Source organism: Ignicoccus sp., from assembly GCF_056435145.1.
The window spans coordinates 71,948-96,334 of sequence record NZ_JBWNMZ010000016.1 but is presented as its reverse complement, the minus strand read 5'-3'; the positions used below and the strand labels follow the sequence as shown (position 1 = coordinate 96,334).

Genomic DNA, 24,387 nt, shown 5'->3' with positions numbered 1-24,387 from the left:
CGTGCTGCTGTGTGGCGGGCCCGCCGGGATTTGAACCCGGGACTTCCGCGGCGGGAAACGGGCCAAGCCCCGCCTCTACGGGTTAAGAGCCCGCCGCTCTACCAGGCTGAGCTACGGGCCCGCTCCGAGAACCCCGGAGAGGGGGTGGGTTAATAAGTTTTGGCGTAAGTGTGAAGACCTTTTCTTCCCCGTACCCTTCGGTGGTCTTACCAATGATAGTAGTAAAAGCGGGCGGTAGGACGTTGTTAAGTAATATGGACGAGATAGTTAAGAGCGTCTCCCGCTTAGAGAAGGTGGTATTCGTCCACGGGGGCGGGGACTTGGTAGACGAGTGGGAGAGGAAAATGGGAATGGAACCACAGTTCAAGGTGTCCGCGTCCGGGATAAGGTTTAGGTACACGGATGAGAAAGAGTTAGAGGTATTCGTAGCGGTACTCGGAGGCCTCTTAAACAAGAAGATAGTTGCCTCCTTTCTGTCATACGGAAGGGGCGCAGTTGGCTTAACCGGGGCCGACGGCCCCAGCGTTATAGCGGAGAGAAAGAAGAGGGTAATTGTTCAAGAGAAGGTCGGCGAAAGGTTAGTCAAGAGGGCAATCGCGGGCGGCTATACGGGCAAAATAAAAGAGGTGAAAACGAACTTCATCAGGACCATAGTCGAGAGCGGTTTGATACCGGTCGTTGCTCCCATAGCTGTCAGCCCCGAAGGGAATCTCTTAAACGTAAACGGAGACCAAATGGCGGCAGAACTGGCCAGAGCTCTATCTGCGGACTACCTCGTGCTCTTGTCCGACGTTCCAGGAGTGCTAATGGACGGCAATGTAATACCCGAGATAAAGTCTTCAGAAGCGGAGAAGGTCGCCAAGAGGGTCGGTCCCGGGATGAACATCAAGATAATAATGGCGGGGAGGGTGGCGGCCGGAGGAACTAAGGTGGTTATATGTGACGGCACGACCTCTGACCCTCTAAGGTGTTTGAGAGAAAGGGAAGGAACTTGGATAGTGCCTTGATGCCTCAGGTCCCGAGGTCTGCTCGCTCACCCTCTCGACGTAGCCCACGTTCCTCATCGGCAATAAAACCTCTTCGCTCCTAACCGAGGCGGGCGCTTAGAAATGAAAGTTTTGGGACTGTTAGGGTCGCCCAGGAAGTATGGCAACTCGTTCAAGGGGTTAATGATAGCCCTCAAGGCGGCAGAGCGCTTCGGCGCAGAGGTTGAATGGGTCCACTTGTACGACTTAAACATAAAGCCGTGTTTGGGCTGCGTTTCAGAGGAAATCAAGGCCTGTAAGTACCCGTGCGTTATAAAGGACGACATGAAACTGGTTTACGATAAGATGATCGAGGCTGACGGAATAATATTCGCTACGCCAGTTTACTGGTACTCCCCAAGCGCAGTTATGAAAAACGTTATAGACCGACTTACTGCCTTAGAGAACATGATACATATAGACGGGAAGAGTTGGTTGGACGGAAAGGTAGTGGGATTTGTAGCTACGGGCAACGACAGCGGCGCGATGTTCGCCGTGGCGCAGTTGATGACCATCTTGAATTCCATGGGAGCTGTAATACCGCCGTGGAGTATGGCGTACATAAACGGTCCCGGCGACGCCTTGGAGATAAGAAACTTTGTCCTCGACGCGTTGAACGTTGGAAGGACCGTGGTAATGATGATAAAAGCTATGAGAGGCGAGAAGGTGGACAAATGGTACGACGCTGACTTATTTGAATGGTATGAAGAGGAAGTAAAGCCTTGGTTGACCCGGATAGTGAAGGAAGAGGAGGAGAAGGCTGAGAGACCTTGGAAGTCGTCTACTTCGTGACCTCTGGGGCTCACCGGACTTTACCCATAGAAGAGATAGAGGCCTTACACGAGGTATACTCGTGCCCTTTAGAACTTCTCTCAGTCCATTACAACCTAGTCTTAGCTAAGGCCGACTTCCAATGTTCCAAAAGAATTGTTGAGAGAAGTGCGTTTGTGAAAGAGGTCGGCAAAGTGTGCGCGATCTGTGACGAGCTCTCGTGCAACTGGTTTGACGATTGTGAATTCGAACGTCTTAAGCTTAGGAAGTTGGGAGGACTTGCTCCCCCACGGGTCAGACCGTTCCAAACGGTTCCGGGCGCCGGCACCGCTACGGCCACGGCGCTCGAAGGGTTTTTCGTGATAAGTAAAGAAAAGGTAGTAAGGAAGGTCGGAAGGACTCCCAAAGGCCCCTTCTTCTCGCCGGGTTCCATGGATCCGTTGCTCGCAAGAGCTATGGTTAACTTAAGCAGGATCAAGCCGGGAGAGCGTTTCTTGGACCCCTTCTGCGGTACTGGCGTGATCGCTCACGAAGCTCAAAGGCTGGGTGCGCTCAGCTTCTGTGCGGACTTGGACCCAAGTATGGTATACGGCGCGAGGATAAACGCTCAACACATAGGTGTCGACACAGAACACTTGCTTCAAGACTCGGCCCAGATGCCCTTCAGGAAGTCCTCTTTCTCGGCAATAGCGACCGACCCTCCCTACGGGAGAAGCGTTGTGAGTTTAGGACACGACGCGGAGGAGCTCTTGTCTCAGTTTCTAAACGAAGCGAAGAGGATATTAAGGGAAGGGTCATGGGTCGTGTTCGCTACCTCGACGTTCATGAATGCCGAGGAGATGGTTAGAAGTGCTTCGTTAAGCTTGAACAAGTGCCACACTATGAGGGTTCACCGCAGCTTGGCCAGGTACGTATGCACCGCTTATACAGGTCGATAAGCCCGTTCCGAGGGAAGCGAATTGAGAAAGGCCAGTATACTTGTCTTACTACTAATAAGCAGCGCTTTCTCTGCATGCAATCTAGCTGCGCGACTGGGATTCGACGAGGAAACCGTGCTTCGCTACGACAACATGATAAAGGGATTTATAGAAAGGATAAATGCAGACATCATAACTCTAAACCCCCAGAACGAGTATCAGAGAACACTCTATGATTTGGCTCTAGATGGTCTCCAGAGGGCGAGGGCTTTCTACTCAGAAGCCCATACCCTAATGTTAAGGAAGGAATATAGTATGGCAATGGTAAAATATCTAGCTACGCTGTATTTCACGTTGATTACCCAAGACACAATAGGACTCATGAAGCTCAAGACGCTCAACGAACTCGTATCTTACTTGGATTACCTAGGGGCGTTTGCCACCTCTAGCGCCTTTTCCCTCTACAAGTCTTCATGCATGTCTTCGGTGTGCGCAAACAGTACCAAGGTTGTTTACATTAAGTCATATATGATTATGAAGAACGTGACTAGGTACATCAATTCAATAAAAGCCAACTTGCCTCCTACCTTTACGGCTTCTATAGCAAACGACCTCGCTCGCGTGGTTACGGACGTGTCCAAGCTACTAGTTCTCGCTTATACGCACTTGACGTTGTCCTATGCTCACCACGCCCGAGACTCGGCGCTCGAGGGTTCAAGCCCTTGTGGGATTAAGGGTTTGGGAAACGCGAGCTGGTTGCCCGAGGCTTGTTATCATTTCTACAACTCCATGAAACCATCTCCTTGTTCTAGCTTCTACGGCTTGGTCAGTGAATATATTGGTCTTAAAGATCTCGCAAAGAAGTTGTGTGGGGTGAAGGTGGGATGAGGGACGCGTTGGTGGTGGGCGCCGGACCTGCGGGCTTGACGGCGGCGGCAACCCTTAAGCAGTATGGCATAGAACCCCTAGTGATAGAGGCAGAAAAGGTCATGGCAACGGTCTACTCCTACGCTTGGAAGCCTGTGGAAAACTACCCTGGCTTCGACGGGAAGAAGGCTATAGAAATAGCCAAAGCGTTCGAAGGTATGCAGAAGTTCTTTGGTGTGGAGGTTGTGGAGAAGGAGAGGGTAGTTAAAGCTTGGAGGGACGGCGACAAGATAGTTCTGGGCACCCAGAGCGGAAACGAATACGAAGGGAGGACGCTCATAATAGCTATAGGCATTTTGGGCAAGCCGAGAAGGCTTGGCCTCCCGAACGAGGAGGCGCCGAACGTGCATTACGTAGTTAAGGATCCAACGGTCTTCGCGGGTTCTAAGGTGGTCGTGGTCGGCGGGGGCGACACGGCAGTCGACACGGCTGCCGTATTAGCTGAATGCGGAGCTCGGGTAACTATAGTTCACCGCAGAGATCAGTTCAGGGCACCGATGAGAAGCATCGAGAGGATGGTGAGAGCCGGCGTGAAGATGGTCTTGAACAGCGTCCCGAAGGAGATAATAGCAAAAAACGGCAGAGCTACTGCCTTGGTAGTCTCTCACAAGGAGGGAGGCGAAACCGTGCTCCCGCTGGATCACTTGGTGATATCCATAGGCTTCGAGCCCCCGGACTTGGAGTGGGTCAAGACTCTCGGGGTCAACATGAAGGGTAAAGAGATATTGGTCGATGATAAAATGAGAACTAACGTCAAGGGGATTTTCGCTGCCGGTGACATAACTCCAGCGCCTAAGAGAATAATCGTTGCGGCGGCTCAGGGCTACATAGCTGGGTTTACGGCCTTCAGATACATACGCACTGGCGTGTGGTAATTACTCCCCCTCCTCACCTCTGTGCGGTGGTCGTAGGCTTTGAGCGGACCAGGGGCAACTGCTGTGGGTATTAAGGTAAAGGAAGGAGTCGTGTTGGCAGCCGAGAGGAGGATGAGCTATGGCGGCTTCATAATGAGTAAGGCTGCCAAGAAGGTATTTAAGATAGGGGATAGGATGGGGATGGCGTGTGCTGGCCTTTATGCGGACATGCAAGCGATAGCTAGAGCTCTGGAGAATGAGATTAGATACTACGAAATCTCTAATAAGAGAAAGATGAAGGTGAGGTCGGCGGCGCGGCTGTTAGGTCTCATCCTCTACTCGAACAAGCTTTTCCCACTGATGACTGAGACTATATTTGGCGGGTACGACGACGAGCCGAGGATATTCGTGTTGGACCCCGTGGGTTCAGTCATAGAGGAGAAGTACTCTGCCGTGGGTACGGGCGCTCCGCTAGCCATGGCCCTATTGGACAAAGAGTACGGGGAGAACATGAGTTTGGAAGAGGCTCAGAACTTAGCAGTAGAGAGTATAAGGGTAGCGAGCGGGCGCGACAGCTTGTCCGGCGACGGCATAGACGTCCTCGTCATTCCATTCAGAGGCAAGCCTGCCATAAGGACAGTAAGCTTAGAGGTCTAAGCAAGATATTAGTTATCCCAAGGCCTCTGGCTTACGAGGAAAAGATGTTTAGCGTAGCTACAGTCACGGAGACCAAAGCAATACTCTTAGGCTCCCAAGTGACTGTCGACGGCTTTGCCCCCCGGAGGAAGGTAAGGGTAATCACCCACGCCCACGCGGACCACACTAAAGACTTCGGTAAGAGCTTGAGCTATCAAGAGACGATCTTGACCACGGAGGAGACGGCAGTATTTTTAAAACATACCTACCGCAGCTTGAGGAACACGAGGAAACTGGTAGTACTCAAGCCAGGTCAAACCTACAAGGTGGCGGTGGACTCCCGAAGGGGAGGGTACGAGGTAGTCAAGTTCGTAAGGGCCTCCCACATTCCCGGCTCCGTCCAAGTGGTAGTGGAGGACGAGGATGGAAGGACGTTCGGCTACACTGGCGACTTCAAGGACCCTGGGGTGGGAACGCCTGTGCTCCAGGGTTTGGACGCCCTCGTAGTGGACGCGACCTACGGCTGCCCCCTCTGCGTACGGAAGTTTAAAGAGGTCATCACGGAGGAGCTAGCAAAGCTTGTGCTAGAGCTCTTGGGGAGGGGCCCCGTCCACGTTTATGCCTACAACGGCAAGCTACAAGAAGTTATGGAGCTCCTCCGGGCTTACGGCGTGGAGGCGCCCTACCTACTTTCGCGTCGGGACTTCTTGATAGCGAAGGACCTTGAAAGGTTAGGATACGCCTTCGGCGAGTACTTGGTTGAGGGGAGCCCGGAAGCGAGGGAAGTGGAGAGGGACGGGTGGTACGTGCGCTTTTCTAAATTCCACAACTTTAAGCAGGAGAAGGTGAGGGGCAGCAAGGTAATCTTAGATGGGTGGCAGTTCGTCCCCGTCCAAAAGGTAGGTTCCAGGGCTTGGAGGGTGGGCTTTAGCGACCACGCAGACTTGGAGGATCTAGAATACTACATTTTGGAGTCGAAATCCAAGGAAATAATAATAGATGCATCCCGCGCCAGTGCGGCCCAGTGGTTCACCTCTAGGCTCGAGCTCTACGGCTTGAGGAGGGTATCCTATCGTCCGGTTTAGGGTTTGTAGAGTAAGCGGTACGTCAAGAGGAGTATATTGGTAGACACCAAGTCCCCCAGACTCGAAAGTATAGGAATGGTTATCAAGTCCGGGTCCCAGCCCCTCAAGTAGCTCCAAGAGGCCAAGATTACAGTTACTAAGGGCATAACTATCCTTAACACTAACGTACTCGTGAGCGCAACTTCGAAGGCCTCCAAGCCGTGAGGACCGAGCGCGAAGATTATGGAGGATACTGAAAGCGCGATTAGTACCTCAATAGTTACCCTAATGCTGGTAAGTAGCACCTTCTTCGAGAACGGTCTTGACGCTTCTACCTCTCCTAAGGCAAGAGCCGTGCCTAGCCAAGAGGCGAAGTTCATGGAAGCGGAACCGTTTAATGCCATTACTAACGGGGCAACAGCTAACAAGAGGGGAGCCTTGGCAGCTCCCCCGTTAGCCAATGTTAAGCCTGCTAAGGTCGAAACGGTGGACGCTATTAGGGAGGAGGCTAAATACTCTCCCTTATATCTCAACAGCTTCCTAATCCCCACTACCGTCGCTGATTTATAGGTGACTATTAAGGTAACAACTATCAGCGCCCACGACACGTCACTGAACACTAAGAACAAAGAAAGAGCACTCAGCAAGTCAGCTATGACAGTGATTAGCGAGACCACAGTAAGGTCTATGTCGAGGCCCCTGAGAAACGCGAAGTAGCACAAGTAGGCTGTAAGCGGCACGAGTATTGACAGTATTAGCCCCCTAGAGGCCAAGAAGTAGAGGAGAGGGGCGAGAGGCTCGGATATCAGCGAAACTATGAGTATTACGTAAAGGCCTCCGATGACGCCCACTACCGCTGCCGAGTAAGTTATTTTGGATGTCAACAACTCTTTGATGTTGCTGGCCTCACCCACGTACAACATAGTGGAGTATTTAGCCGCCAGCGAACCGTACACAGCCCCCCTGTCCTCCGCGAGCCCGGGCATCGCTATCAGTATCCCGGGGTGCCTTTCGAGCAGCGGGGAGGCCAAGGACCACAAGTGGCCCACTACAGCCTCTAGGACAGCTTGTATTACAAGCGACGCTACCTCAGCTACGAATCTCTTCACTCCGGCCCCCGGCGCCCCCTATAAGAAGGGTTAACCTACCCTTCTCCGAAGGGGAAGCTCACGTAAAGGTACTCTCCTCCTTCTTGGTCTGGGTGGTGAACTCCTCCCTTAGGACGAAGGCCGGACACGCCCTTGACTCCGGGTGTATAGTGACTGCGTGGAACCTACAATACGTCAACTCGAGATGTTTGCAATATTTGCACTTCCGCAAGTATGCAGGCACTGCGCGCTCTCCGGGTCTCCTCCTCTTTCTCTCTTTTGCGGACAGCTGCTCTAACATCGTTCTTATTTTAGAGATATCGAATTTCATGCTCCCCCTACAGTTCGGCGCTCAGAAGCTTCTTGAATAAGTCTGTCAGTGCAACCAGAATACCCGAATAGTACTTACCCCCTTCTTCCCACACGGTTCCCTTCTCTATACCCTTGGCGAGGTTTGAGTCGATCAAGTCTAGTACTACACACTCCACGCTCCCTCTGCATACCTTATAAATTAATCCGGAGTTCTTGTCAATGACGTCGAATCCCTTCTTCTTAAGGAGGTCTGTTATAGCGATGTCTTGAGGGGGTAAACGCGAAGTGAAAGCAATCACTTCTCTCTCTGGTTTTAAGAGCTCTATTATAGCGTTAAACAGTTGCACGCTAGGCACCAAGGGGAGGTAGAAATCCTCCTTTACCGGCGAGCTGGTGGCGTAAACTGGGTACGCTTGGGATACTTTCAAGCTTGGTTTAAGCGCCGTTGCCACGTCCAAAAAGACCATCTTCCTCACGCCAAGTACCTTAACCTCTAATATGGCTTCAGCTAGATACTGGGAGTCCGCGAAGGTTAGCAAGGCCAACTCGTTAGTCCACGACTTGGTGAATACTATGTCAGGGAAGGTGGTTTCGGAGAGGTTGCCTATCAAGCCCTCTCTCATCATGTTTTCTATAGCGCTCTTAAGAAAAGGATCGACGACCAGTATGGCATGATTCACAGCGCGCCGTTGGGCGTCCGAGCTCATCTCCTTGGGGCCCGGCCTTAGAGGGGGGTTTCAGATATAAGGTCTCCCCAATAGCCCCCTTCCCGAAAGGGGACGGACCATGATGGCGAGTAGAGAGACGCTGAACATAGCTGAGAGAGGCCCGGCGGTGAAGGTTTACGGAAAGCATTACTACGGCAACCTCTACGGATGTAACGTAGAGAAGTTGAAGGATGAAGACTACTTGAGGGAGCTGGTAGTCGAGGCGGCAAAGATAGGCAATATGACTCTGCTAGACGTCAAGTCTTGGAAGATGGGGGAGGGTGTGAGCGTCGTGGCCATAGTGCTCGAGAGCCACATAACGATCCACACGTGGCCTGAGTTCGCCTTCGCTACGGTAGACGTTTACTCTTGCGGGAGCCATACCAACCCCCGCAAGGCTTTCGATTTCATCGTCCGCAACCTAGAGGCTAAGAAGGTCGTCGAGGGCAACGCTGACCGCTCTCTGATCGAGGGCGACGGGGTATAGGTCTTAAATACGTTTTTTATTACCTATAGAGCCTGAGGTGCCACCACGTACTCCGCCTCGCCCCCCGTCAATATATTGAATTTCAAATACAACGGCATGTCGGTTCCGAATTTCAACTCTACGTTGTCGGATACTTTCGTAATTCCAATTATATGCTTGAGATACGCTAAATCATAGGCAGCCTTAGACGGTTCCTCTACCTCCAATTCCAAGAGGGCCGAAGAGGCCCTGGAAACTCTGGTAACAGCTTCGGCTACGCCAGCCCCTTTCAAGTACAAGTTGTCTGCGTCCGGAGCCTCTATTACAATGGCGTCGCTCACCGCCTCTATGTCTTTAATGGCTTCTTTTATTACTGAAGCCAGCAGTAGTGCTCGTACTTTGAAGTCCAAGTTGCTCAAGTCGGGTAGCTCCTCGGATACCACTTCCAGGTTTGGTATGACGTACTTCTTTATCAAGGCTCCTTCTAGGACGATCCTTATCTTGGACCCTTCGGCCTCGCTCCCGAGCTCTAGTTTGTAACCCTTCTTCGCCCTTTTGAAGAACTTGAGTACGCCACCTATGTTGAAGCCGAAGGTCTCTTCTTCCTCTACTTCGTACTCGCTGAAAGCGTCGGCAGGGATGTGGATCCTTATCATTACGACTTGGGCGGGATCGATTGCCTTCATCTCTACCCCTTCCGGCCTAGCTACTAAGGCTACTTCGTCAACGATCTTTCCTACCGCCTCTACCAAGCTTTGGAATATTTTTGCCTCTGGGTACACGATCTTCAAGCTTACCTTCCACACCATTTAACGTCGGAGAGTTATTTGAAGACCTTCTTCCGCCCTCCTTCAAGATCTTTATAAAATGGCTTCGCTGTGAAGGGATAGGGAGAAGTGACGTGTGCCTAAAGGCTGCGCTGTTCCCTGACAGAATGTTCAAAGTGAGAATAGTCGTGCCTAAAGACAACGCAGACAAACTAGTGGAAAAGATAGTGAACTTGGGAATCTACGAGCCAGCCGAAATCAATGTAGAGTTCGGAGCACCGATCGAGTGGGCCCGCAGAGAGCTACTCATAGTAATGGACCACATTAACAAGCTCGAACAATACTTCGAGTACTTTGAGCTCAGCATAGAGCCAGAGATGGGAGAGCCCCTAAAGGTCAAGAGTTGGGAAGAAGCAGCTAAGGTGGCTGTGGAGAAGGCTAAGAAGATAGAAGAGGAGTTCGAGAAATACGTGGCCAAGATTAAAGAAATAGAGGCTAAAATATTTGACGTAAGTACCATAATATCCAAACCCACAGAGCTCCCAAGGGATGTAGTCGAAAAGTTGAAGGAAACGTTCAATCTAATAATATCTCGTGAGGTGCCCGCCGACCTGAGGAAGGACCTAGCTGTAGTCGACTTGGCAGCCAAAGAGGCTTTGAAGGTAAGCACTGAGATCGTGAGAAAGATAGCCCTAGAGTTGTTGAAGCTTCTAGAGGAAGAAAAGAAGTTCTTGATAGAGGAAGCTAAGGCTTGGGCCAGCGATTATGAGATAGAAATAAGCGACGTGTATTCGCTACTCTTGAGCGTTAAGAGTGCCTTAGAAGTATTCTCGAAAGGGAGAGAAAGCAATTACTTCGTCTACTTGGAGGGCTACGTCCCCGAGAGCTTCTTCAAGAACGCGTTAAAAACCATAAAAGAGTACGTGGCCGACTCGGGCTTCGCGGTAATTCACATGGTCGACTACGACTCAGAAAAACCACCCACGTACGTTAAGGTAGAGAGTGAAAGCGCCAAGACTGCTTATGACGTAGAAAACATCTACGGCCCTCCAGACCCTCGGGAGCTCGTCCCGGCCGCAATAATGGCCTTCACGCTGCCGTTCATTTATATGTTCATGTTCCCGGACTGGGGTCACGCGTTAGTGTTACTCTTGTTCGGCTGGGGGCTCACCAACCGCAAGAGTTGGGCCCTAGCAGTCTTCAAGCCCTTCGGCTTGAAGAGGTTCACGAAAGGAACCGAGTTCCTAGGACGCATTATGATGCTAGTAGGTACAGCGTCCATAGTAACTGGCTGGCTCTCAGCTGAATTCTTCGGCCCATTGATAGGGGAGAGTGTGGCGGATCCAGCCACGTGGCTATGGGGAGCGCTGGGCATGACACCCCCGCTCAGCTTCTGGCTTGAGCACTTAGGAGACACCGTGATTAAGTATGTACTGTTGAGCATAACGATAGGTTACTTCCACTTGCTAATAGGGTTCTTGATAGGGATAATCAACGAACTCAGGTTCGGGCGCTCGTGGAAGGCACTCCACTACGTCTTCCCGTTCATGCTGATGTATGCTACAGCGGGAGCCCCCTTCGCTGCCGGCTTTATCGCCAGCGGCTTCGGCAGCGACATACAACAGATGATGTACCTAACTGGGCTCTACTTCAACGAGTGGATGTTCGACTTGAAGACAGGCTACGTCGGTCCGCTGTTCGCGCTCTTCGTCCTGGCATTGCTCTGGAGAGGCTACGGCATCAAGCTGGAGCTAGAACACGAGCATGGGCGTGCACAAGCAAGCATAATAGGTATGGAGATGTTCGACAACTTCTTGCTGGTGATAAGCAACATAATATCGTATGTGAGGATTATGGCGCTAGCCTTGGCACACTGGGGCTTAGTGTTCGCCTTCCAAGTGATAGGCGAGATAGGCGGGCCGGTGTTGCTAGCCGTGCTCTATGTGTTGGCAAACATAATGGTGATAATGCTAGAGGGTCTGGTGAGCTTCATCCATAACTTAAGGCTTCACTTCTACGAATGGTTCACTAAGTTCTACGTAGACCGCGGAAAGCTCTTCGAGCCTGCGGTCCAGTACACCAAGATAGTCATAGAGCAATAAGGAGGCGAGATTTCTGAATTTTTAAGTAAGCGCCTTCTTGCCCTCTCAAAAAGGTGAATGCAAATGAACTACGACGACCTCTTGAGAGTTTTGTTATATGTATACTTGCTAAGCGCACTCGTAATTGTAATTTACGCATACGGCAGCTTCATCTTGTCTCTTATAAAGTGAGTTTTTGGAAAGGCTCGGGTCGTGTAAAGGTTATGAAAAACGGTGCCTCCAGCTTTACTCCTTTTACTCCTCCAGGCCCATGAGCCTCCTTAGTTCTTTACCCACCTTCTCAGCCTGGTGCTCCTTTATCTTCTCCATCAAGTCCTTCAGGGTGGGCATACCCTTCTTGTATTCTTCGACCCATTCTCTCGCGAATTCGCCGTTTATGACTCTATCTGAGGCCTTCTTCATGTTATCCTTCACGTGTTCGTCAATGACCTTGGGTCCTACGGTAAGGCCTCCGTACTTCGCGGTGTCGCTCACCCTCAAGAGCATACCGTAGAAGCCGTACTGCCAGATGAGGTCCATTATAAGCTTCGCCTCATTTATGGCTTCGAAGTAAGCCACCTCCGGCTGGTAGCCCAGCTCTACTAGGTTCTCGAACCCCTTCTTCAACAGCTCCATCAGTCCGCCCACGAGCACGGTCTGCTCGCCTATGAGGTCGCTCTCAGTCTCTTCCTTGAAAGTGGTCCTTATGACGCCGGCCCTCGTACACCCTAGCGCTTTGGCCAACGCCAGCACGAGGTCCCAAGCCTTTCCGGTGTGGTCTTGGTAGACAGCGACTAGGGCCGGGACGCCCCTTCCAGAGAGGAAGGCCTCCCTTACCTTCGGCCCCGGACTCTTCGGGGCGACCATCACGACATCCACGTTCTTCGGAGGTTTTATTAAGCCGTAGTGGATGTTGAAGCCGTGTGCGAACACCAACGCGTTGCCTTCATGGAGGTTTGGCTCTACGTATTTCTCGTAAATCTCGGGCTGGGCCATGTCGGGGATTAACATAGCTATGACGTCGCCCTCCTTAGCGGCCTCTGGTATTGGTTTGGGTTCGAAGCCGTCCTTCGTAGCCAGCTCCCAGCTCTTGCCTCCGGGCCTCAGCCCGACTACCACATCGACGCCGCTATCCCTTATGTTCAGCGCCCATGCCCTGCCTTGGGAGCCGTACCCTATGATCGCCACTTTCTTACCCTTTAGTGCTTCTAAGGATACGTCATCGTCTCTCCATATTTGGGCCACACTCACACCTACGCGCTACAAGGTTGTTGCGTTTAAACCCTATTTCTCCGCTAACTTCCTAAACTTAGAAGCCCCAAGCGCTCCAGTCCCACGGGCAACGTCTTGAGACTCGTGGAGATAGGCCTTAAAGAGTTGGACAATCAAATAATGAAGATGGCAGAACTCAGCAAAAAGGCCTTCGAACTCTCCACCAATGCAATAGAAGAGAGGAGGGCCAGCGAGTTAAAGGACGAAGTAAAGAAGATGGTTACTGAGTTGAGGCAACTAAGGGAGGAAGTGAACGAACTAGCGTTGGAGATAATAGCGCGCTACCAGCCCGTAGCTAAGGACTTGAGGAAGGTCAAGGCATCTCTCGAGTTGAGCTACGCGTTCTTCCGCTTCGCCCGTTACGCCTATGATGCCCTTTCTGCCTTCGCGCGCTTGGAGAGCTTAGGGGTTAGGTGCGAGCCAACTCACTTCGCGAACCTCGTGCCGATAGTGAAATCTATGATAGAGGGTAGCATAGAAGCTTTAAAGAAGATGGACATACTCAATGCAATGAAAGTAATAGCAAAGGATGACGAGGTGGACGAAACATACCACAGTATGCTAATGAACATAATCAAGAACTACGAAAACGTGCCTTGCGCAGTTGTTGAGGCCCTTTCTATAAAGTTCCTAGAGAGAGCAGCCGACCACAGCGTGCAAGTGGCCAGCCAAGTGGTCTTCGTTGTCGAGGGGCGCTACCCGGAGTGAGCCGGGGCCTCGGCCCTGCGCGGGCTCTTCACCACTCGAGCCTTGAAAGCCTCCTCACAGGCCCCATGCATAAAAAGCTGACTAGCGGGATCCCTTAAAGGGATTCGTAATGATAATCTCGCTGGACGAGCTCACCCAGGAGGACGGCGAGTTCCTAGTGAGGCTGGCTAGGAAGGCTATAGAGAGTTACTTAATTGCGGGAAGGCTCCCCCCGCTCGAAGCTTCTGAGAAGCTAAAGAAGCTGGGGGCAGCCTTCGTTACTATCTTGACCTACCCCGAAAGAGAGCTCAGAGGGTGCATAGGCTACGTAGAGCCCGTGAAGCCCTTAGTCCAGACCGTTGTGGAGGTCGCTGTGGCAGCGGCCACCCAAGACCCAAGGTTCCCCCCTATGACTCCGGAGGAACTGGACAATGTGGTTATAGAGGTCAGCGTCTTGGGCGATCACACCCCCTTCAAACCGGCTAGGCTGGCTCTACCCTACATAAGGATAGGGGAGACCGGAATAATAATAAAGCACGGCCCCTTCTCCGGAGTCCTCTTGCCCGAGGTTCCAGTTGAGTACTGTTGGGACCCAGAAACCTTCATTGCAGAGACGTGCGTGAAGGCTGGCATGCCGCCGGACTGTTGGTTGGACGATGGCACGGAAGCCGTGCTTTATAGAGGTAGGACTTGGACGGAATTGGAGCCCAAGGGAGAGGTAAAGGAGAGGGACTTAAAGAAGGAGTACGCAGAGAGGTGCGGCAGCAGAAGCGTTTAACTGGGGACCAGCAACACGTAGCCCCGGGTGGGCCAGTCTTGCCGGTACTCCTCAAGGACGTCGAGGAGCTCAAGTCCAGGGTGTTGGTAAAGGCCAAGGACGCGGTTAAGAAGGTGAAGGTAACTAAGGCCCCTGACTACAGCAAGGTGAAGGTCGTGACTAACAGGAGGATGTACGTCACTATAGTACAGTCTGATATGCTCGAAGAGGTCTTAGAGAGCATAAAGAAGGAGGTGGGTAAGGAAGACTTGGAAGTGGAAGTGTACGAAGTTAAAAAGGCGCTTTACAAGAAGTAATTCAAACCTCTATCTTTAACGTCTCCATAATTTTCGGGACTATTACGTCGAGTCCGGTTTCCTCTCTCACTCTCTGTGCAAAGTAGAGGGCAGTCTTTTCTTCAGAGTGGACAATTATGACTTTTTTTAGCTTGTTCACCGATTTTATTATTTCCAATAGCTCGCTAGCCCCCGCGTGGCTCGAGAAGTCGAACCACTGCGTCCTGGCCTCCACTCTAGGGCCGCCCTCCTCGATGACCCCTTCCTCTACCAACCTGCGCCCGGGCGTTCCCGGGGCTTGGAAGGACACCAAGAAGATGGAGTCCTTCGGTATTCCTTGGATCTTCCTCGCATAGTAGAGGGAGGGACCCCCTCTGAGCATTCCGGCAGAAGCTATTATTACTCCGGTCTTCTTCCAAACCCTCCTCCGGTCTTGCCAACCCCTTACCACTCTGGCCTCCTCGTAGGCCTTCTCCAACATGTCTGGATTCTTTAGAAACTTTTTGTTTTCACCTTGAATTAATATCTCAGTTACGTTCCTCACCATGCCATCTAGGTAAACGTCGCCCTCCACCTCGTGATCTGCGATTACCGCGAGTATCTCTTGCCCCCTCCCCACGCCGAAGGCGGGGACCAGCACCGTCCCGCCGCCTTGCAATACCTCCTTCACGTCGCTCACAAATAAGGCCTCTACGTTCTCCCTAGGGGGATGGTCTGACTTCCCGTATGTTGCTTCTATAATTAACACGTCGGCCTCCAAACCGCTCACGTCAGCCCCGCCCAGCAGCTGGGTCTCGCTCAGCCTCACGTCGCCGGTGTAGAGCACCTTCAGTCCGCTGGGCAGTTCGAGCTTCACCATAGCGCTGCCGGGTATGTGGCCCGCGTCGTAGAAGGTCAAGAGGGTCCCGCCGGCCTCAGGAACCTCCACAGTCCTTCTGTAGTCTAGGGTCCTCACAGATTCCAAGAACTCCTTGACTTCTGTTTCTCCGTAGGTCGCGTAGTACCCAGAAAGCTTCAAGAAATCGTTTATCAGTATTGCAGCAAGCTCCTTAGTCAGCCTTGTCATGTAGGCCGGCCTTCTGATCGCGGAATAAAGCATCGGCACCGCGCCGGAGTGGTCCAAGTGGGCGTGGCTGAGCACCACTGCGCCGATGTCCTTCGGGGACACGTATTCTGGGAACACCGGCTTGTCCTCTTCGTCGAAACTGACTCCATAGTCAAGGAGGAGGCTAGCCTTGCCGTCCCTGATCAAGTAGGCCGCTCTTCCGACCTCCCTAGCCCCGCCCAAGAAAGTTATCTCTGCGCTCATTCCCCACCACCGCTCATCTAAACCCTTTTGGACCGTTTCACAAAGGTAATTTAAGGGAGGTGGTAACGCGGTGCTCCCGTTCGGCTTCAACGTGAAGGCTTTGGAAAAGATGTTAAAGAAGGCTGGCCTAAAGGTCTACGAGCTGGAAGGAGTGGAACGCGTGATAATAGAAGGAGCCGATGAGAAGATAATACTTGTCGAACCGAGGGTGTTGGAGCTGGAGCTGCCTGGACAAACGAAGGCGTACCAGATAATCGCTCCTAAGGAGATATTCAAGGAGAAAAAGGTTGAGGAGGTTCAAGAGACTCAAGAGATCTCCGAGGACGACGTGAAGGTCGTAGTTGAACAGACCGGCTGTTCCCCAGAGAGGGCTAGACAAGCCTTGGTCGAGACCAAGGGGGACATAGCCGAGGCGATAGTTAAGCTTCAAGAAGAGGGCTGTTGATCGTCCAACATCCTAAGCCTGTCCATTAGTTCGCCCGGTTCCGAGCATAAGGAGACTATCAGCGCCACCCCCTCTTTTTCGGCTATTCTCACGGCCAGACGGTCCAAGTTGATTGGTTTGTGAAGTATGACCACTACCGGCTTTATCTGGGATATTCTCACCGCTACCATCGGCGGCCTGCCGGTGCCTACCTTAGTAAAGACCAAAGCCTTCTTGTACGACATTGACATGAGTAACAAGAAATCTTTAGAGTCGAATTCTTCTATGCTTCTCAAGCTATCCAAAATAATGAAGCCGTAGACGGCCTCGTTCGGGTCGAACCGCGAGTTAACGATGTAGCCCTTGGACGCGTTGACCAATTCCTCCAAACGCACGCTCCTCTTGTACTCGTAGATGTCTAGTGCCTTACTCTTTATACCAAGCATCTTTTGGGCTAGGGAATTTATTACTATCCAGTCCCTCTCGGCGTCTATTTCTATCAGCGCCCTCACGAACTTCTTGATGTACTTGCTGCCCGGAGCCCTTTTGTTCTTTTCATAGTCGCTTATAACGCTCGGCGAGACGTTCATTTTCCTCGCCAACTCCCTTATACCGACCCCAAAGATTTCTCTCCACTTCTTCAAGGTGGAACCAGGGTCGTCGGAGAGAGCTATCTCCCCGGCCACGCTCTTTGCTATCTCATCCAGAACGAACTTCGGCGGTCTCAATACCTGTGGGCCCACTGCAACGGGTCTTAGCATAGGAGTTTTGAGTGGTGGGCCCGCCGGGATTTGAACCCGGGGCCACGGGGACCCGAGTCGGGCGCCGGACCCTTCCGCGGGGCTGCCGGCGTACCCCGCATCCTAGTCCAGGCTAGACGACGGGCCCTATCGCCGTCATACGGCGTCACTTAAGGGATTATTAAGTTTTTGAGGCCCTCACGATATTACTTCCCCCGCCGAAGGTCCTCGCGAGCACAGATGGTAGAAGTGATCAAGTTAAGCGACAGGCCCAGCATTTTCGACAAGTATCCGAGGGTGAAGGACGACCTCAGAAACGCCTTGAAGAGGGGAAGCGTAGTGGCCGTCGGAGACCCGAGGGGGTTGACGGAGCTCGCGAGGGAGGCCGGAGAGTCCTTCTGGTACCGGCTCTTCTTGTGCCACGAGGGCTGTCCTGAGGAGGTTGTGGAGACCCTCGCTAAGTTGGCGGACCACTGGGAGGTACACTACTCCTTGAGCTTTCAGTACCCGAAGGGGAAGGTCGACCGCAGGGGAGCCCTCCAAAAGCTCGTAAAGGAAGGGTTCAAGGCTAGGATGGTCGCCCTTCCAGAAAACACCTTCGCTTGTGCGTCTCCCCTATGCAAGATGTGTAAGTCAGCGTGCCCCTCGGGCGCGATAAAGCTCAAAGAAGGCAAGGTGACGGTAGACCCAGACAAGTGTACGTCGTGTGGGCTTTGCGTGGCCGCTTGTCCTCTCTACTCCCTAGACATGCCGGGCCTCGCGCCCAACGAGCTCTTCGCGGCTATCCCTCCGGCCAAGGCCGGAGTAGCCGAGAGGATAATCCGGAGGACGCCCGAGACGGTCTCCCCCTCGGACTTCAAGGAAAGGACGCTGGTCATGTTGGGAATACCCTTGCGCGTGAGAATAATTGTTGAATACTTCACAAAGGTCTTGGGTTGGGAGTACTGCGACGATAAGGGTTGTGTCCCCCCTTCCAAGGTTGAGCCTCGACACTGCGACCACTCCCTCCCTGAGGAGGTCTCCCCTTTGGTCTTGGTAAAGATAGCTTACTCATTGGAGGACTTCTACGAAGTTGTGATAAACCCGAAGTTCTGCGACGCGTGTACTGCGTGCAGCGAGGCGTGTCCCACGCGTTCGTTGGTGCTGAGAACTCCCACTCCCGCCTTGGCCGTCTTGACCCACTTGCCAGCGGCTTGTGTGGGCTGTCACGCGTGCGTGAGGGCTTGCCCCGTTCAGAAGAAGCTCGACTCCTTAGGTTTGGGAATAAAGATGATAAGGGTTGTCGAAAGTAAGGGCGATTGTACGTGGAAAAACGTAGTTGTTAAGAATGTATTCAGACCTAAGTGCGCGGTCTGTGATAAGTTCTTGGACGTAGATGTCAAAGAATATATAAACACTATTGAAAAATTTGTCGAGAGGATTGCCCAAGGGGAGTTTAGTAACGTATTCGACGTATCCAGCTTCTTAAATAAATCAGAGGACGTACTCAGAGTAGTTTTGTGCAAGGAGTGCTACGCTAAGTACAAGCAAGGGATGTTGCCCCCTCAGACGGTGGCGAAACTCGTGTTGCTCACATTGGGTTGCGTCTACGAACAAGAGGGGGTCAGGAGGGGTTGGGAGGACCCGGTGAAGGCCTTGTGGCAGCTCACCTCCCAGCTCGAGATAGGGGGGATAAGCTACTGTAGCGAGCTGAACGCCTACAAGGCCCTGTTCGGCGGGGCCGAATTTAACCTAAGAGGAGGAACGTGGCGACGGTAGTGAGGATTGGCCGGAATAGCGGGCGCGCTAGCCTTCGATCCGGTGTGGAACGTAGCTAGGTTCGTGTACTACTCCTTGCTCTCTCTCCAGCACAGGGGCCAAGAGGAGGCGTGTCTTTACGTTTCGGACGGCGAGAAAATAGAGTGGGTCTGCGGCAAGGGTTTCGTCGACGAGGTGCTCCCCCCAGCGACCAACTTGGCGGGCTGGGCGGCCATAGGAGGTGTGTGGAGTCAACACCCGGGCTACCGGGCCTACTCGGAGGAGCCCGTAGAGGCGGCCGTGGTCTTGGACGGCAAGCTGTTTAACGCGGCTCCCTACGACGTCGCCAAGAAGCTCTCTGAACTGAAGGCGAGCGACTATCAAGGGGAGGAGCTCCTCAAAGAGCTTGTGAGGGACCTAAAGGGCGCGTTTAGCATGTTAGCCTTGACGGCCTCCGGAGAGCTCCTAGCCTACCGCTCCCCGCCGGGGCTGAGGCCGCTCCAACTCGGGGGGCTGGGTTTCGACATGGTCACCTTCGCGTCCGAGAGCAGCGCGTTCGACGTGATAGGGGCCGACCTAAAGAAGGACCTAGACCCCGGGACGGGCTTCTACGCTTCGCAGCTGTACTTCAACGAGGTCTCGGTCAACCCGAGCGAGAAGGTGGTCTGTGCGTTCGAGTACATATACAACGCCAGGCCGGACTCCGTCATCGACGGCGTCGAGGTTTATGAAGTGAGGGAGAAGATAGGCAAGAGGCTGGCCCAACTCTACCCTAGGGAGGTAGACGTAGTGGTTGGCGTGCCGGAGACGGCAATACCCTTTGCGATAGGATATTCGAAGGAAGCCAAGAAGGATTACCGTCTGGGCTTCGTCGCGACCGGAAGGAAGGCGAGGACTGCCATAAGACCAGACTTAAGTGAAAGGTTGATAGGAGTGCAATTGAAGCTGAACCCAATAAGGAGTACCTTCAAGAAGAAGAGGGCACTAGTCATCGATGACAGCGTGGTTAGGGGTTTAACTTTGAGGACCGTGATACAAACCTTAAAGAGTAAGGTGGGGGCTGTGAGCGTGGACGTGCTAGTAGGAAGCCCGAAGATAATAAGCCACTGCCCTTATGGAGTGGAAGTGCCTCCTACGGACCAGCTGATCGCTGCTAAGATGGACAACGAAAAAATCGCCGAGTATATAGGAGCTAAGAGTATAGAATGGCTCCCGCCCGAAGAGCTGGAAAAGCTAATACCTCTCAAGGCTTGTATGGGCTGCTTCACCGGGAGGTACCCGTTGAGCGGGGAATGATTTTAATCAACATCACCTCGTTAGACATCCTCCCTAGGACCCTCCCGCTTAAGGTAGTCATTTCTAAGCTGCTACGGCTCTGCGTCAGAACCATGTATTTCAAATCGAACTTAGATGTAGCGTTCAAGAATACCTTAGCTCCGGTTTTCAACGTCCGCTCCACTGACATATTCAGCGTGCACGAGCTGCCGTCACAGCGCAACCGTTCCTTCAGCTTTTCTAGTGTCTCGTTCGTAAGGAACACTAAAGACATGTCTTTTCTAAACTTCACTATCGATGAAGTTGTAAGCTTCTTCGTCTTACCGTTAAGAAGCGTTATGTTAGCGTTAATAGTCATATTTACATATATTGTATTATCAGTGGTGTTGAGGTAGGTATAGGTTATGGTACCATCGATCTCTTTCCCCCTAAGGGAAAGCAAGCCGGAGGCCTTCACGTGGTACATGTAAATCAAACTGAAGCCTGGTGTGGACCACGGTTCGGCGGCCACAATGACGGCGAGCGCGAGCAAGGCCGGGAGAGGCTTCAAACCCCTAGCACCTTCTGGGCAATATCGTTGAAAGTAAATAACAGTGTTTTCCTCTAACCAAATAACCTTCTCTTCCAAGCCCCGTAGGGAGGCGTGGTGCGTCGTAGGAGGAAGATCCCGCTTACGGTAGACGATATTATGACCACACCGCCCTTGGTAGTTAGTCCGGACGAGAGTGTTGTTGACGTTGCCAAGAAGATGTTGGAACACGGCTATGGTTCGGCTTTGGTGATAGAAGACGATAAGTTGGTAGGCATTGTGACCGAGAGGGACTTGTTGTACGCGTTAAGCGAAGGCGAGGACGGGGTCAAGCTCAAGGCTAGTGACGTAATGACCGAAGACCCAATAAGTGTTAAGGCTAAAACGGATATAATGGAAGCAATAAAGATAATGAAGGATGCAAACGTGAGGCACTTGCCGGTGGTGGACGATAAGGGGAGGCCGGTCGGAGTGGTGGCTTTCAGGGACATACTGGAAAGCTTGCTGTTGCTCCTCCACTTCTTCTACTGCTAATAAAGGCCCCTAGTGGATCGTTTTTGTGTGCGAACATTGATAAAGATCGGAAAGGTAAGGGCGCTCTTGCTGCCGATAGACGCCCCTACCTTAATCTACGACAAGGTCAGCAAGAGGGGGGACGAAATACTGGCCACGTTAGTCCTCTACGAGTTCGGGTGGGAGGTAGGCTCTCGCATAGCCTCCTCCGCCTTCAAGAAATACTTCGAGCCCCGCGAAGCGTTAGAGAAGGTGCCGGAGCTGGTTAGGTGGATAGGCTTGGAGGCTGAGAAGGACGACGAAGAGATCGTAGTTAGGGACGCGCCCGGCTTCAGCTACGGCTGTCCTTTCGAGAGGGGACTGGTGGCCGGAATGATGAGCGGGCTCTGCAGAGCCCCTTGGGACGCTTCCGCTAGGGTCGAGGGAACTGATTGCATTATCAAGCCCCGCGTTAGGGGTGTGGGCACGGAAGAGGTTAACAACGTTGGTGAAGGAGTGCGCCACAGGATACAAGGGGAAGATACTTTATAAGGGAGAAGTGGTAGAGGCGACCCTCCTCGCCGAAGGGGAGCGTTTGGTCGTGCGCGGTCCCTCAGCCCCTTGCAACTGCGACGCTTGCCTGGAGATGAGTGGAACCGTTGCCTTACCCGGGATGGTCGACGCTCACGTGCACACGAGGGGACTCATGCTATCCTACAAAGAGGACCCGTTGACGGCTTCCCGCGCGGCCCTCAAGGGAGGGGTGGTCGCGGTCGCAGACATGCCGAACACTTTGCCGAGAATAAACAATTTAGAAGCGTTGAAGAGACGGATTGAAGAATTTAAGCGGCATTGCTTGGTCGACTGTTACCAGTACGCCGGGGTCCCGGAAGAGCCGGAGGAGCTGAGGGCCATGTCCAAATACGTGATCGGCGTTAAGGTGTACCCTGAGGACTATTTCAAGCTGCGCGCCCTGAGGGGGTACGAAGGCTTGATAGTGGTTCACCCAGAGCACCCGGCTTTCGTCAAGGAGAGCCCGGATCCGGGCGAGAGAGGGCTCTCTAGGTCTCCATTCGCCGAACCAGCAGCCGTAGAACTGTTCAAGGAGTTCTCGAAGGTTCACTTTACCCACGTGAGCACCCCCGAGGGGGCTAGAAAAGTCAAAGAGATGGGATTCACGTTCGACGTAACGCCCCATCACCTACTCTTGAATAACGAAGTAGAAAAGGAAAAGGGTTGTATTGCCAAGGTAAATCCCCCTCTGCGGGACGAGGCGCGGAGGGACATGTTGTTCGACATATTCGTTAACGAGGACGTAGTGATCGTCACGGACCACGCCCCACACGCGCTCTGGGAAAAGGAGCTCCCGTTCTACGAGTGTCCCCCCGGCTTCCCCGGGCTGGAGACGGCGCTGCCTTTGTTGATAACCTTGTACAAGAGGGGCATAATTTCCCTTAATAAGGTAGTGAAGAGCTACTCTGAGCTCCCCGCGAAGCTGTTGGGCCTCTGGCCGGAGTTAGGGAAGCTGGAGACGGGCTCCTTGGCCTCTTTCGTTGTTGTGGACTTGAACGAGAGGAAAAGGGTGGAGCCATGGGAGTTCGAGTCCAAAGCTAAGTACAGCCCCTTCGGGGGCATGGACCTCTGGGGAGAGGTGGTGGCCACGGTGATCAGGGGAAAAATGAGGTACTTTGGCGGAAACTTCTATTATTGAAGTTACTCCTTCTGCTTTTTCCTATCCGGCTTCTCCTCCGGGTTTATGCCGGCCAGTGTGAGGGCGACGTCTTCCATATCCTCGAGCGGGTAGAACCTCCTCATCCATATCCTCTGGGCCTCTGGGCTCCCGGCTCCGTGGACGCTCTCGATTAAGAATTCTACGCTCAAGGTGAGGTTCTCCAGTAAGCGGAGGACGCGGTGCCTCCACTCGGCAGGGTAGTCGGGCAAGCACTGTAAGTACTGCTGTAGGTACTTCCCTATCTTCTCGTGCATTAAGTCCTTGTAGGAGGGCAGAGTACCTATCAGGCCGCCCGCTATGTCGTGGGCCAGCCTGGCTATCTCGTAGGGGAACCTGGTTACCATCTGTTTGGTCACGTTTGCCTTCATCTGGTCGACGTAGTAGGTGCCGGAGGCGGCCTTCTTGCCCTCCCAAGCGGCGGCGAGCCCGCCGGCGTGCATGGCTTCGGTGAGGAATATCATTTCGGTTATCTTCTCTTTGATGTGGCACTTATTGGCCACGCCCATCTGTTTCGCTAAGTGGTAAGCACCGCCTATTATAACGTCCGCCAAGCCAGGCTTGCAGCCGCCGTAGGCTTGTCTGTGGTAGCTAGAGAATATTTCTACCAGCTCTGCAGCGAATTGATACTCCCTAAACATGAATACCCTCTCCCACGGAACGAACACGTCGTCGAAGATTACTATGGCCTCGGCGGGGAACACCCCGGGGAGCGCGTCTACGTTGGGTTCCTCGAACCTCCTGGTGTCGTTCGTGTACCTCCCCACGACCAAGGTAACTCCATCAGCGTCTATCGGTACGGCGAAAGCTATGGCGAAGTCCTTGTCCTTCTCGGTCATCGATCTTGTGGGCATTACTATCATTTCTTCGCTAGCTATGACCCCCGTTATGTTTGCCTTCGCACCCCTTACTATTATCCCTTCGTCAGTTACTTCCTTCACGTGCACATACACGTCTTTGTTGGGCTGTTCGTGGGGCCTCAGAGATCTAACTCCTTTGGCGTCGGTCATCACTCCGGCCAAGGCGATGTCTTCCTTCTGTACGTATTTAAGGAACTTGAGGAACCTCTCGTAGTAGCTGCCGAAGTGCTCGAAGTGCTCCGGCCTCTCGCCCTTCTGTTCGTACCACTTGTCTATATCGTAGGAGATTATGCTTATGGTGTTTATCGCGTCCCAGCCGACGCACCTCTGGAAACATGAGCCGGCCTTATGGGATAGCTTCCTGAAGTACTTAACCTTGATGGCCAAATCTTGCGGGCTCTGGTGGATGTGGTTGAAGCGGTTTATCTCCTCATTTATAAAAGGCGAGTGAGCCTTGGCTAAATGAATTCCCATCTCTTTATCATAGAAGTATGGGTCCCACGGGGCCTTGTAGGTCCACTCGAAAGCCTTGACGGCCGGTAGCGTGAACGGATGCTTGGTTACGTCGTCCACCTCTTCTCCCAGGACGTAGATCTTGGCTCTCTTGCTCCTCTCTCTAAGAGCGCTTATGTATTCTTCTGGTTTACGAAGCCCCATTGCTGTCG

Annotated in this window: 27 protein-coding genes and 2 tRNA genes; 18 read left to right on the top strand and 11 right to left on the bottom strand. The window is 52.8% G+C overall.

Annotation, left to right across the window (positions count from 1 at the left end; all coding sequences use genetic code 11):
- Positions 1 to 12 precede the first annotated feature (12 nt).
- A tRNA-Lys gene (locus AC1HCZ_RS05725) sits at positions 13 to 121 on the bottom strand.
- A 91-nt stretch (positions 122 to 212) separates the two neighbouring features.
- Here AC1HCZ_RS05725 and AC1HCZ_RS05720 point away from each other — a divergent pair.
- From AC1HCZ_RS05720 to AC1HCZ_RS05690, 7 genes are all read left to right on the top strand, one after another.
- Positions 213 to 1,007 (top strand): [LysW]-aminoadipate/[LysW]-glutamate kinase, encoded by a 795-nt coding sequence (locus AC1HCZ_RS05720; RefSeq protein WP_479462581.1) that lies wholly within the window; start codon positions 213 to 215, stop codon positions 1,005 to 1,007.
- Between the two features lie 102 nt (positions 1,008 to 1,109).
- A complete protein-coding gene (locus AC1HCZ_RS05715; protein WP_479462580.1) occupies positions 1,110 to 1,817 on the top strand; it encodes a flavodoxin family protein in 708 nt (235 codons plus the stop codon).
- Positions 1,796 to 2,734, top strand: a complete 939-nt coding sequence (locus AC1HCZ_RS05710; RefSeq protein ID WP_479462579.1) for a TRM11 family SAM-dependent methyltransferase — start codon at positions 1,796 to 1,798, stop codon at positions 2,732 to 2,734. The genes AC1HCZ_RS05715 and AC1HCZ_RS05710 overlap by 22 nt, the downstream gene beginning before the upstream one ends.
- Before the next feature lie 21 nt (positions 2,735 to 2,755).
- The gene (locus AC1HCZ_RS05705) at positions 2,756 to 3,601 is read left to right on the top strand and encodes a hypothetical protein (protein WP_479462578.1); all 846 of its coding nucleotides are present in this window, start codon (positions 2,756 to 2,758) and stop codon (positions 3,599 to 3,601) included.
- Positions 3,598 to 4,515, top strand: a complete 918-nt coding sequence (locus tag AC1HCZ_RS05700; RefSeq protein WP_479462577.1) for an NAD(P)/FAD-dependent oxidoreductase — start codon at positions 3,598 to 3,600, stop codon at positions 4,513 to 4,515. Before AC1HCZ_RS05705 ends, AC1HCZ_RS05700 begins: the two co-directional genes overlap by 4 nt.
- 39 nt (positions 4,516 to 4,554) lie before the next feature.
- The gene (gene psmB, locus AC1HCZ_RS05695) at positions 4,555 to 5,151 is read left to right on the top strand and encodes an archaeal proteasome endopeptidase complex subunit beta (protein ID WP_479462576.1); all 597 of its coding nucleotides are present in this window, start codon (positions 4,555 to 4,557) and stop codon (positions 5,149 to 5,151) included.
- A gap of 44 nt (positions 5,152 to 5,195) precedes the next feature.
- Complete coding sequence (locus AC1HCZ_RS05690; RefSeq protein WP_479462575.1) at positions 5,196 to 6,215, top strand: MBL fold metallo-hydrolase; 1,020 nt, start codon at positions 5,196 to 5,198, stop codon at positions 6,213 to 6,215.
- Here the strand turns inward: AC1HCZ_RS05690 and AC1HCZ_RS05685 are convergent.
- From AC1HCZ_RS05685 to AC1HCZ_RS05675, 3 genes are read right to left on the bottom strand one after another with little or no spacing between them, the layout of a single operon-like run.
- Entirely contained in the window at positions 6,212 to 7,303 is a 1,092-nt protein-coding gene (locus AC1HCZ_RS05685; protein ID WP_479462574.1) for a magnesium transporter, read from the bottom strand. The two genes, AC1HCZ_RS05690 and AC1HCZ_RS05685, sit on opposite strands and share 4 nt — an antisense overlap.
- A gap of 58 nt (positions 7,304 to 7,361) precedes the next feature.
- On the bottom strand, positions 7,362 to 7,613 hold the full coding sequence (locus AC1HCZ_RS05680) for a hypothetical protein (RefSeq protein WP_479462573.1): 252 nt from the start codon (positions 7,611 to 7,613) through the stop codon (positions 7,362 to 7,364).
- Between the two features lie 7 nt (positions 7,614 to 7,620).
- Positions 7,621 to 8,301, bottom strand: coding sequence for a hypothetical protein (locus AC1HCZ_RS05675; protein ID WP_479462572.1), 681 nt, complete (start codon positions 8,299 to 8,301; stop codon positions 7,621 to 7,623).
- 79 nt (positions 8,302 to 8,380) lie between these two features.
- Here AC1HCZ_RS05675 and speD point away from each other — a divergent pair, with 79 nt between their 5' ends.
- Positions 8,381 to 8,788, top strand: coding sequence for an adenosylmethionine decarboxylase (gene speD, locus AC1HCZ_RS05670; RefSeq protein ID WP_479462571.1), 408 nt, complete (start codon positions 8,381 to 8,383; stop codon positions 8,786 to 8,788).
- 23 nt (positions 8,789 to 8,811) lie between these two features.
- Here speD and AC1HCZ_RS05665 read toward each other — a convergent pair whose 3' ends face one another.
- On the bottom strand, positions 8,812 to 9,576 hold the full coding sequence (locus AC1HCZ_RS05665; RefSeq protein WP_479462570.1) for a DNA polymerase sliding clamp: 765 nt from the start codon (positions 9,574 to 9,576) through the stop codon (positions 8,812 to 8,814).
- Between the two features lie 92 nt (positions 9,577 to 9,668).
- Between AC1HCZ_RS05665 and AC1HCZ_RS05660 the strand changes: the two genes are divergently transcribed.
- Entirely contained in the window at positions 9,669 to 11,636 is a 1,968-nt protein-coding gene (locus tag AC1HCZ_RS05660) for a V-type ATP synthase subunit I (RefSeq protein WP_479462569.1), read from the top strand.
- Positions 11,637 to 11,870: 234 nt separating this feature from the next.
- Here the strand turns inward: AC1HCZ_RS05660 and ilvC are convergent, their stop codons facing one another.
- A complete protein-coding gene (gene ilvC / locus AC1HCZ_RS05655; RefSeq protein WP_479462568.1) occupies positions 11,871 to 12,860 on the bottom strand; it encodes a ketol-acid reductoisomerase in 990 nt (329 codons plus the stop codon).
- 111 nt (positions 12,861 to 12,971) lie between these two features.
- On the opposite strand from ilvC, the gene AC1HCZ_RS05650 reads away from it, so the two are divergent.
- The 3 genes from AC1HCZ_RS05650 (at position 12,972) to AC1HCZ_RS05640 (ending at position 14,648) form a co-directional block, all read left to right on the top strand.
- Positions 12,972 to 13,595 (top strand): phosphate signaling complex PhoU family protein, encoded by a 624-nt coding sequence (locus AC1HCZ_RS05650; RefSeq protein ID WP_479462587.1) that lies wholly within the window; start codon positions 12,972 to 12,974, stop codon positions 13,593 to 13,595.
- Between the two features lie 109 nt (positions 13,596 to 13,704).
- Complete coding sequence (locus AC1HCZ_RS05645; RefSeq protein WP_479462567.1) at positions 13,705 to 14,352, top strand: TIGR00296 family protein; 648 nt, start codon at positions 13,705 to 13,707, stop codon at positions 14,350 to 14,352.
- A 38-nt stretch (positions 14,353 to 14,390) separates the two neighbouring features.
- On the top strand, positions 14,391 to 14,648 hold the full coding sequence (locus AC1HCZ_RS05640; RefSeq protein WP_479462566.1) for a hypothetical protein: 258 nt from the start codon (positions 14,391 to 14,393) through the stop codon (positions 14,646 to 14,648).
- A 1-nt stretch (position 14,649) separates the two neighbouring features.
- On the opposite strand, the gene AC1HCZ_RS05635 is transcribed toward AC1HCZ_RS05640, so the two are convergent.
- The gene (locus AC1HCZ_RS05635) at positions 14,650 to 15,936 is read right to left on the bottom strand and encodes an MBL fold metallo-hydrolase (protein WP_479462565.1); all 1,287 of its coding nucleotides are present in this window, start codon (positions 15,934 to 15,936) and stop codon (positions 14,650 to 14,652) included.
- Between the two features lie 70 nt (positions 15,937 to 16,006).
- Here AC1HCZ_RS05635 and AC1HCZ_RS05630 point away from each other — a divergent pair, with 70 nt between their 5' ends.
- Entirely contained in the window at positions 16,007 to 16,381 is a 375-nt protein-coding gene (locus AC1HCZ_RS05630) for a nascent polypeptide-associated complex protein (protein ID WP_479462564.1), read from the top strand.
- On the opposite strand, the gene AC1HCZ_RS05625 is transcribed toward AC1HCZ_RS05630, so the two are convergent.
- On the bottom strand, positions 16,363 to 17,088 hold the full coding sequence (locus AC1HCZ_RS05625; RefSeq protein ID WP_479462563.1) for a helix-turn-helix domain-containing protein: 726 nt from the start codon (positions 17,086 to 17,088) through the stop codon (positions 16,363 to 16,365). The genes AC1HCZ_RS05630 and AC1HCZ_RS05625 overlap by 19 nt on opposite strands.
- Before the next feature lie 45 nt (positions 17,089 to 17,133).
- A tRNA-Pro gene (locus tag AC1HCZ_RS05620) sits at positions 17,134 to 17,248 on the bottom strand.
- A gap of 92 nt (positions 17,249 to 17,340) precedes the next feature.
- Between AC1HCZ_RS05620 and AC1HCZ_RS05615 the strand changes: the two genes are divergently transcribed.
- Together AC1HCZ_RS05615 and AC1HCZ_RS05610 are read left to right on the top strand one after the other, a co-directional pair.
- The gene (locus AC1HCZ_RS05615; RefSeq protein ID WP_479462562.1) at positions 17,341 to 18,858 is read left to right on the top strand and encodes a 4Fe-4S binding protein; all 1,518 of its coding nucleotides are present in this window, start codon (positions 17,341 to 17,343) and stop codon (positions 18,856 to 18,858) included.
- Positions 18,859 to 18,864: 6 nt separating this feature from the next.
- Positions 18,865 to 20,133 (top strand): amidophosphoribosyltransferase, encoded by a 1,269-nt coding sequence (locus AC1HCZ_RS05610; protein WP_479462561.1) that lies wholly within the window; start codon positions 18,865 to 18,867, stop codon positions 20,131 to 20,133.
- Here AC1HCZ_RS05610 and AC1HCZ_RS05605 read toward each other — a convergent pair.
- Positions 20,102 to 20,662, bottom strand: a complete 561-nt coding sequence (locus AC1HCZ_RS05605) for a hypothetical protein (RefSeq protein ID WP_479462560.1) — start codon at positions 20,660 to 20,662, stop codon at positions 20,102 to 20,104. The genes AC1HCZ_RS05610 and AC1HCZ_RS05605 overlap by 32 nt on opposite strands.
- Positions 20,663 to 20,758: 96 nt before the next feature.
- On the opposite strand from AC1HCZ_RS05605, the gene AC1HCZ_RS05600 reads away from it, so the two are divergent.
- Genes AC1HCZ_RS05600 through pyrC form a run of 3 tightly spaced genes read left to right on the top strand, consistent with a single transcriptional unit; the run spans position 20,759 to position 22,844 of the window.
- Positions 20,759 to 21,175 carry a CBS domain-containing protein gene (locus tag AC1HCZ_RS05600; protein ID WP_479462559.1) on the top strand — a complete coding sequence of 139 codons (417 nt, stop codon included), beginning with the start codon at positions 20,759 to 20,761 and terminating at the stop codon, positions 21,173 to 21,175.
- A gap of 36 nt (positions 21,176 to 21,211) precedes the next feature.
- Positions 21,212 to 21,685 (top strand): hypothetical protein, encoded by a 474-nt coding sequence (locus AC1HCZ_RS05595; RefSeq protein ID WP_479462558.1) that lies wholly within the window; start codon positions 21,212 to 21,214, stop codon positions 21,683 to 21,685.
- The gene (gene pyrC, locus AC1HCZ_RS05590) at positions 21,642 to 22,844 is read left to right on the top strand and encodes a dihydroorotase (RefSeq protein ID WP_479462586.1); all 1,203 of its coding nucleotides are present in this window, start codon (positions 21,642 to 21,644) and stop codon (positions 22,842 to 22,844) included. The genes AC1HCZ_RS05595 and pyrC overlap by 44 nt, the downstream gene beginning before the upstream one ends.
- A 2-nt stretch (positions 22,845 to 22,846) precedes the next feature.
- Here pyrC and AC1HCZ_RS05585 read toward each other — a convergent pair whose 3' ends face one another.
- Positions 22,847 to 24,379: a 4-hydroxyphenylacetate 3-hydroxylase N-terminal domain-containing protein gene (locus AC1HCZ_RS05585; RefSeq protein WP_479462557.1), complete on the bottom strand. Its 1,533-nt coding sequence runs from the start codon at positions 24,377 to 24,379 to the stop codon at positions 22,847 to 22,849.
- Positions 24,380 to 24,387: the final 8 nt, after the last annotated feature.

What these genes read in the sequence shown, in the direction of transcription:
- AC1HCZ_RS05585 (WP_479462557.1), bottom strand. Translation starts at nt 24,379, where the DNA reads ATGGGGCTTCGTAAACCAGAAGAATACATAAGCGCTCTTAGAGAGAGG.
- AC1HCZ_RS05645 (WP_479462567.1), top strand. Translation starts at nt 13,705, where the DNA reads ATGATAATCTCGCTGGACGAGCTCACCCAGGAGGACGGCGAGTTCCTA.
- AC1HCZ_RS05700 (WP_479462577.1), top strand. Translation starts at nt 3,598, where the DNA reads ATGAGGGACGCGTTGGTGGTGGGCGCCGGACCTGCGGGCTTGACGGCG.
- AC1HCZ_RS05665 (WP_479462570.1), bottom strand. Translation starts at nt 9,576, where the DNA reads ATGGTGTGGAAGGTAAGCTTGAAGATCGTGTACCCAGAGGCAAAAATA.
- AC1HCZ_RS05615 (WP_479462562.1), top strand. Translation starts at nt 17,341, where the DNA reads ATGGTAGAAGTGATCAAGTTAAGCGACAGGCCCAGCATTTTCGACAAG.
- AC1HCZ_RS05680 (WP_479462573.1), bottom strand. Translation starts at nt 7,613, where the DNA reads ATGAAATTCGATATCTCTAAAATAAGAACGATGTTAGAGCAGCTGTCC.
- AC1HCZ_RS05715 (WP_479462580.1), top strand. Translation starts at nt 1,110, where the DNA reads ATGAAAGTTTTGGGACTGTTAGGGTCGCCCAGGAAGTATGGCAACTCG.
- AC1HCZ_RS05690 (WP_479462575.1), top strand. Translation starts at nt 5,196, where the DNA reads ATGTTTAGCGTAGCTACAGTCACGGAGACCAAAGCAATACTCTTAGGC.
- AC1HCZ_RS05675 (WP_479462572.1), bottom strand. Translation starts at nt 8,301, where the DNA reads ATGAGCTCGGACGCCCAACGGCGCGCTGTGAATCATGCCATACTGGTC.
- speD (WP_479462571.1), top strand. Translation starts at nt 8,381, where the DNA reads ATGATGGCGAGTAGAGAGACGCTGAACATAGCTGAGAGAGGCCCGGCG.
- AC1HCZ_RS05635 (WP_479462565.1), bottom strand. Translation starts at nt 15,936, where the DNA reads ATGAGCGCAGAGATAACTTTCTTGGGCGGGGCTAGGGAGGTCGGAAGA.
- AC1HCZ_RS05720 (WP_479462581.1), top strand. Translation starts at nt 213, where the DNA reads ATGATAGTAGTAAAAGCGGGCGGTAGGACGTTGTTAAGTAATATGGAC.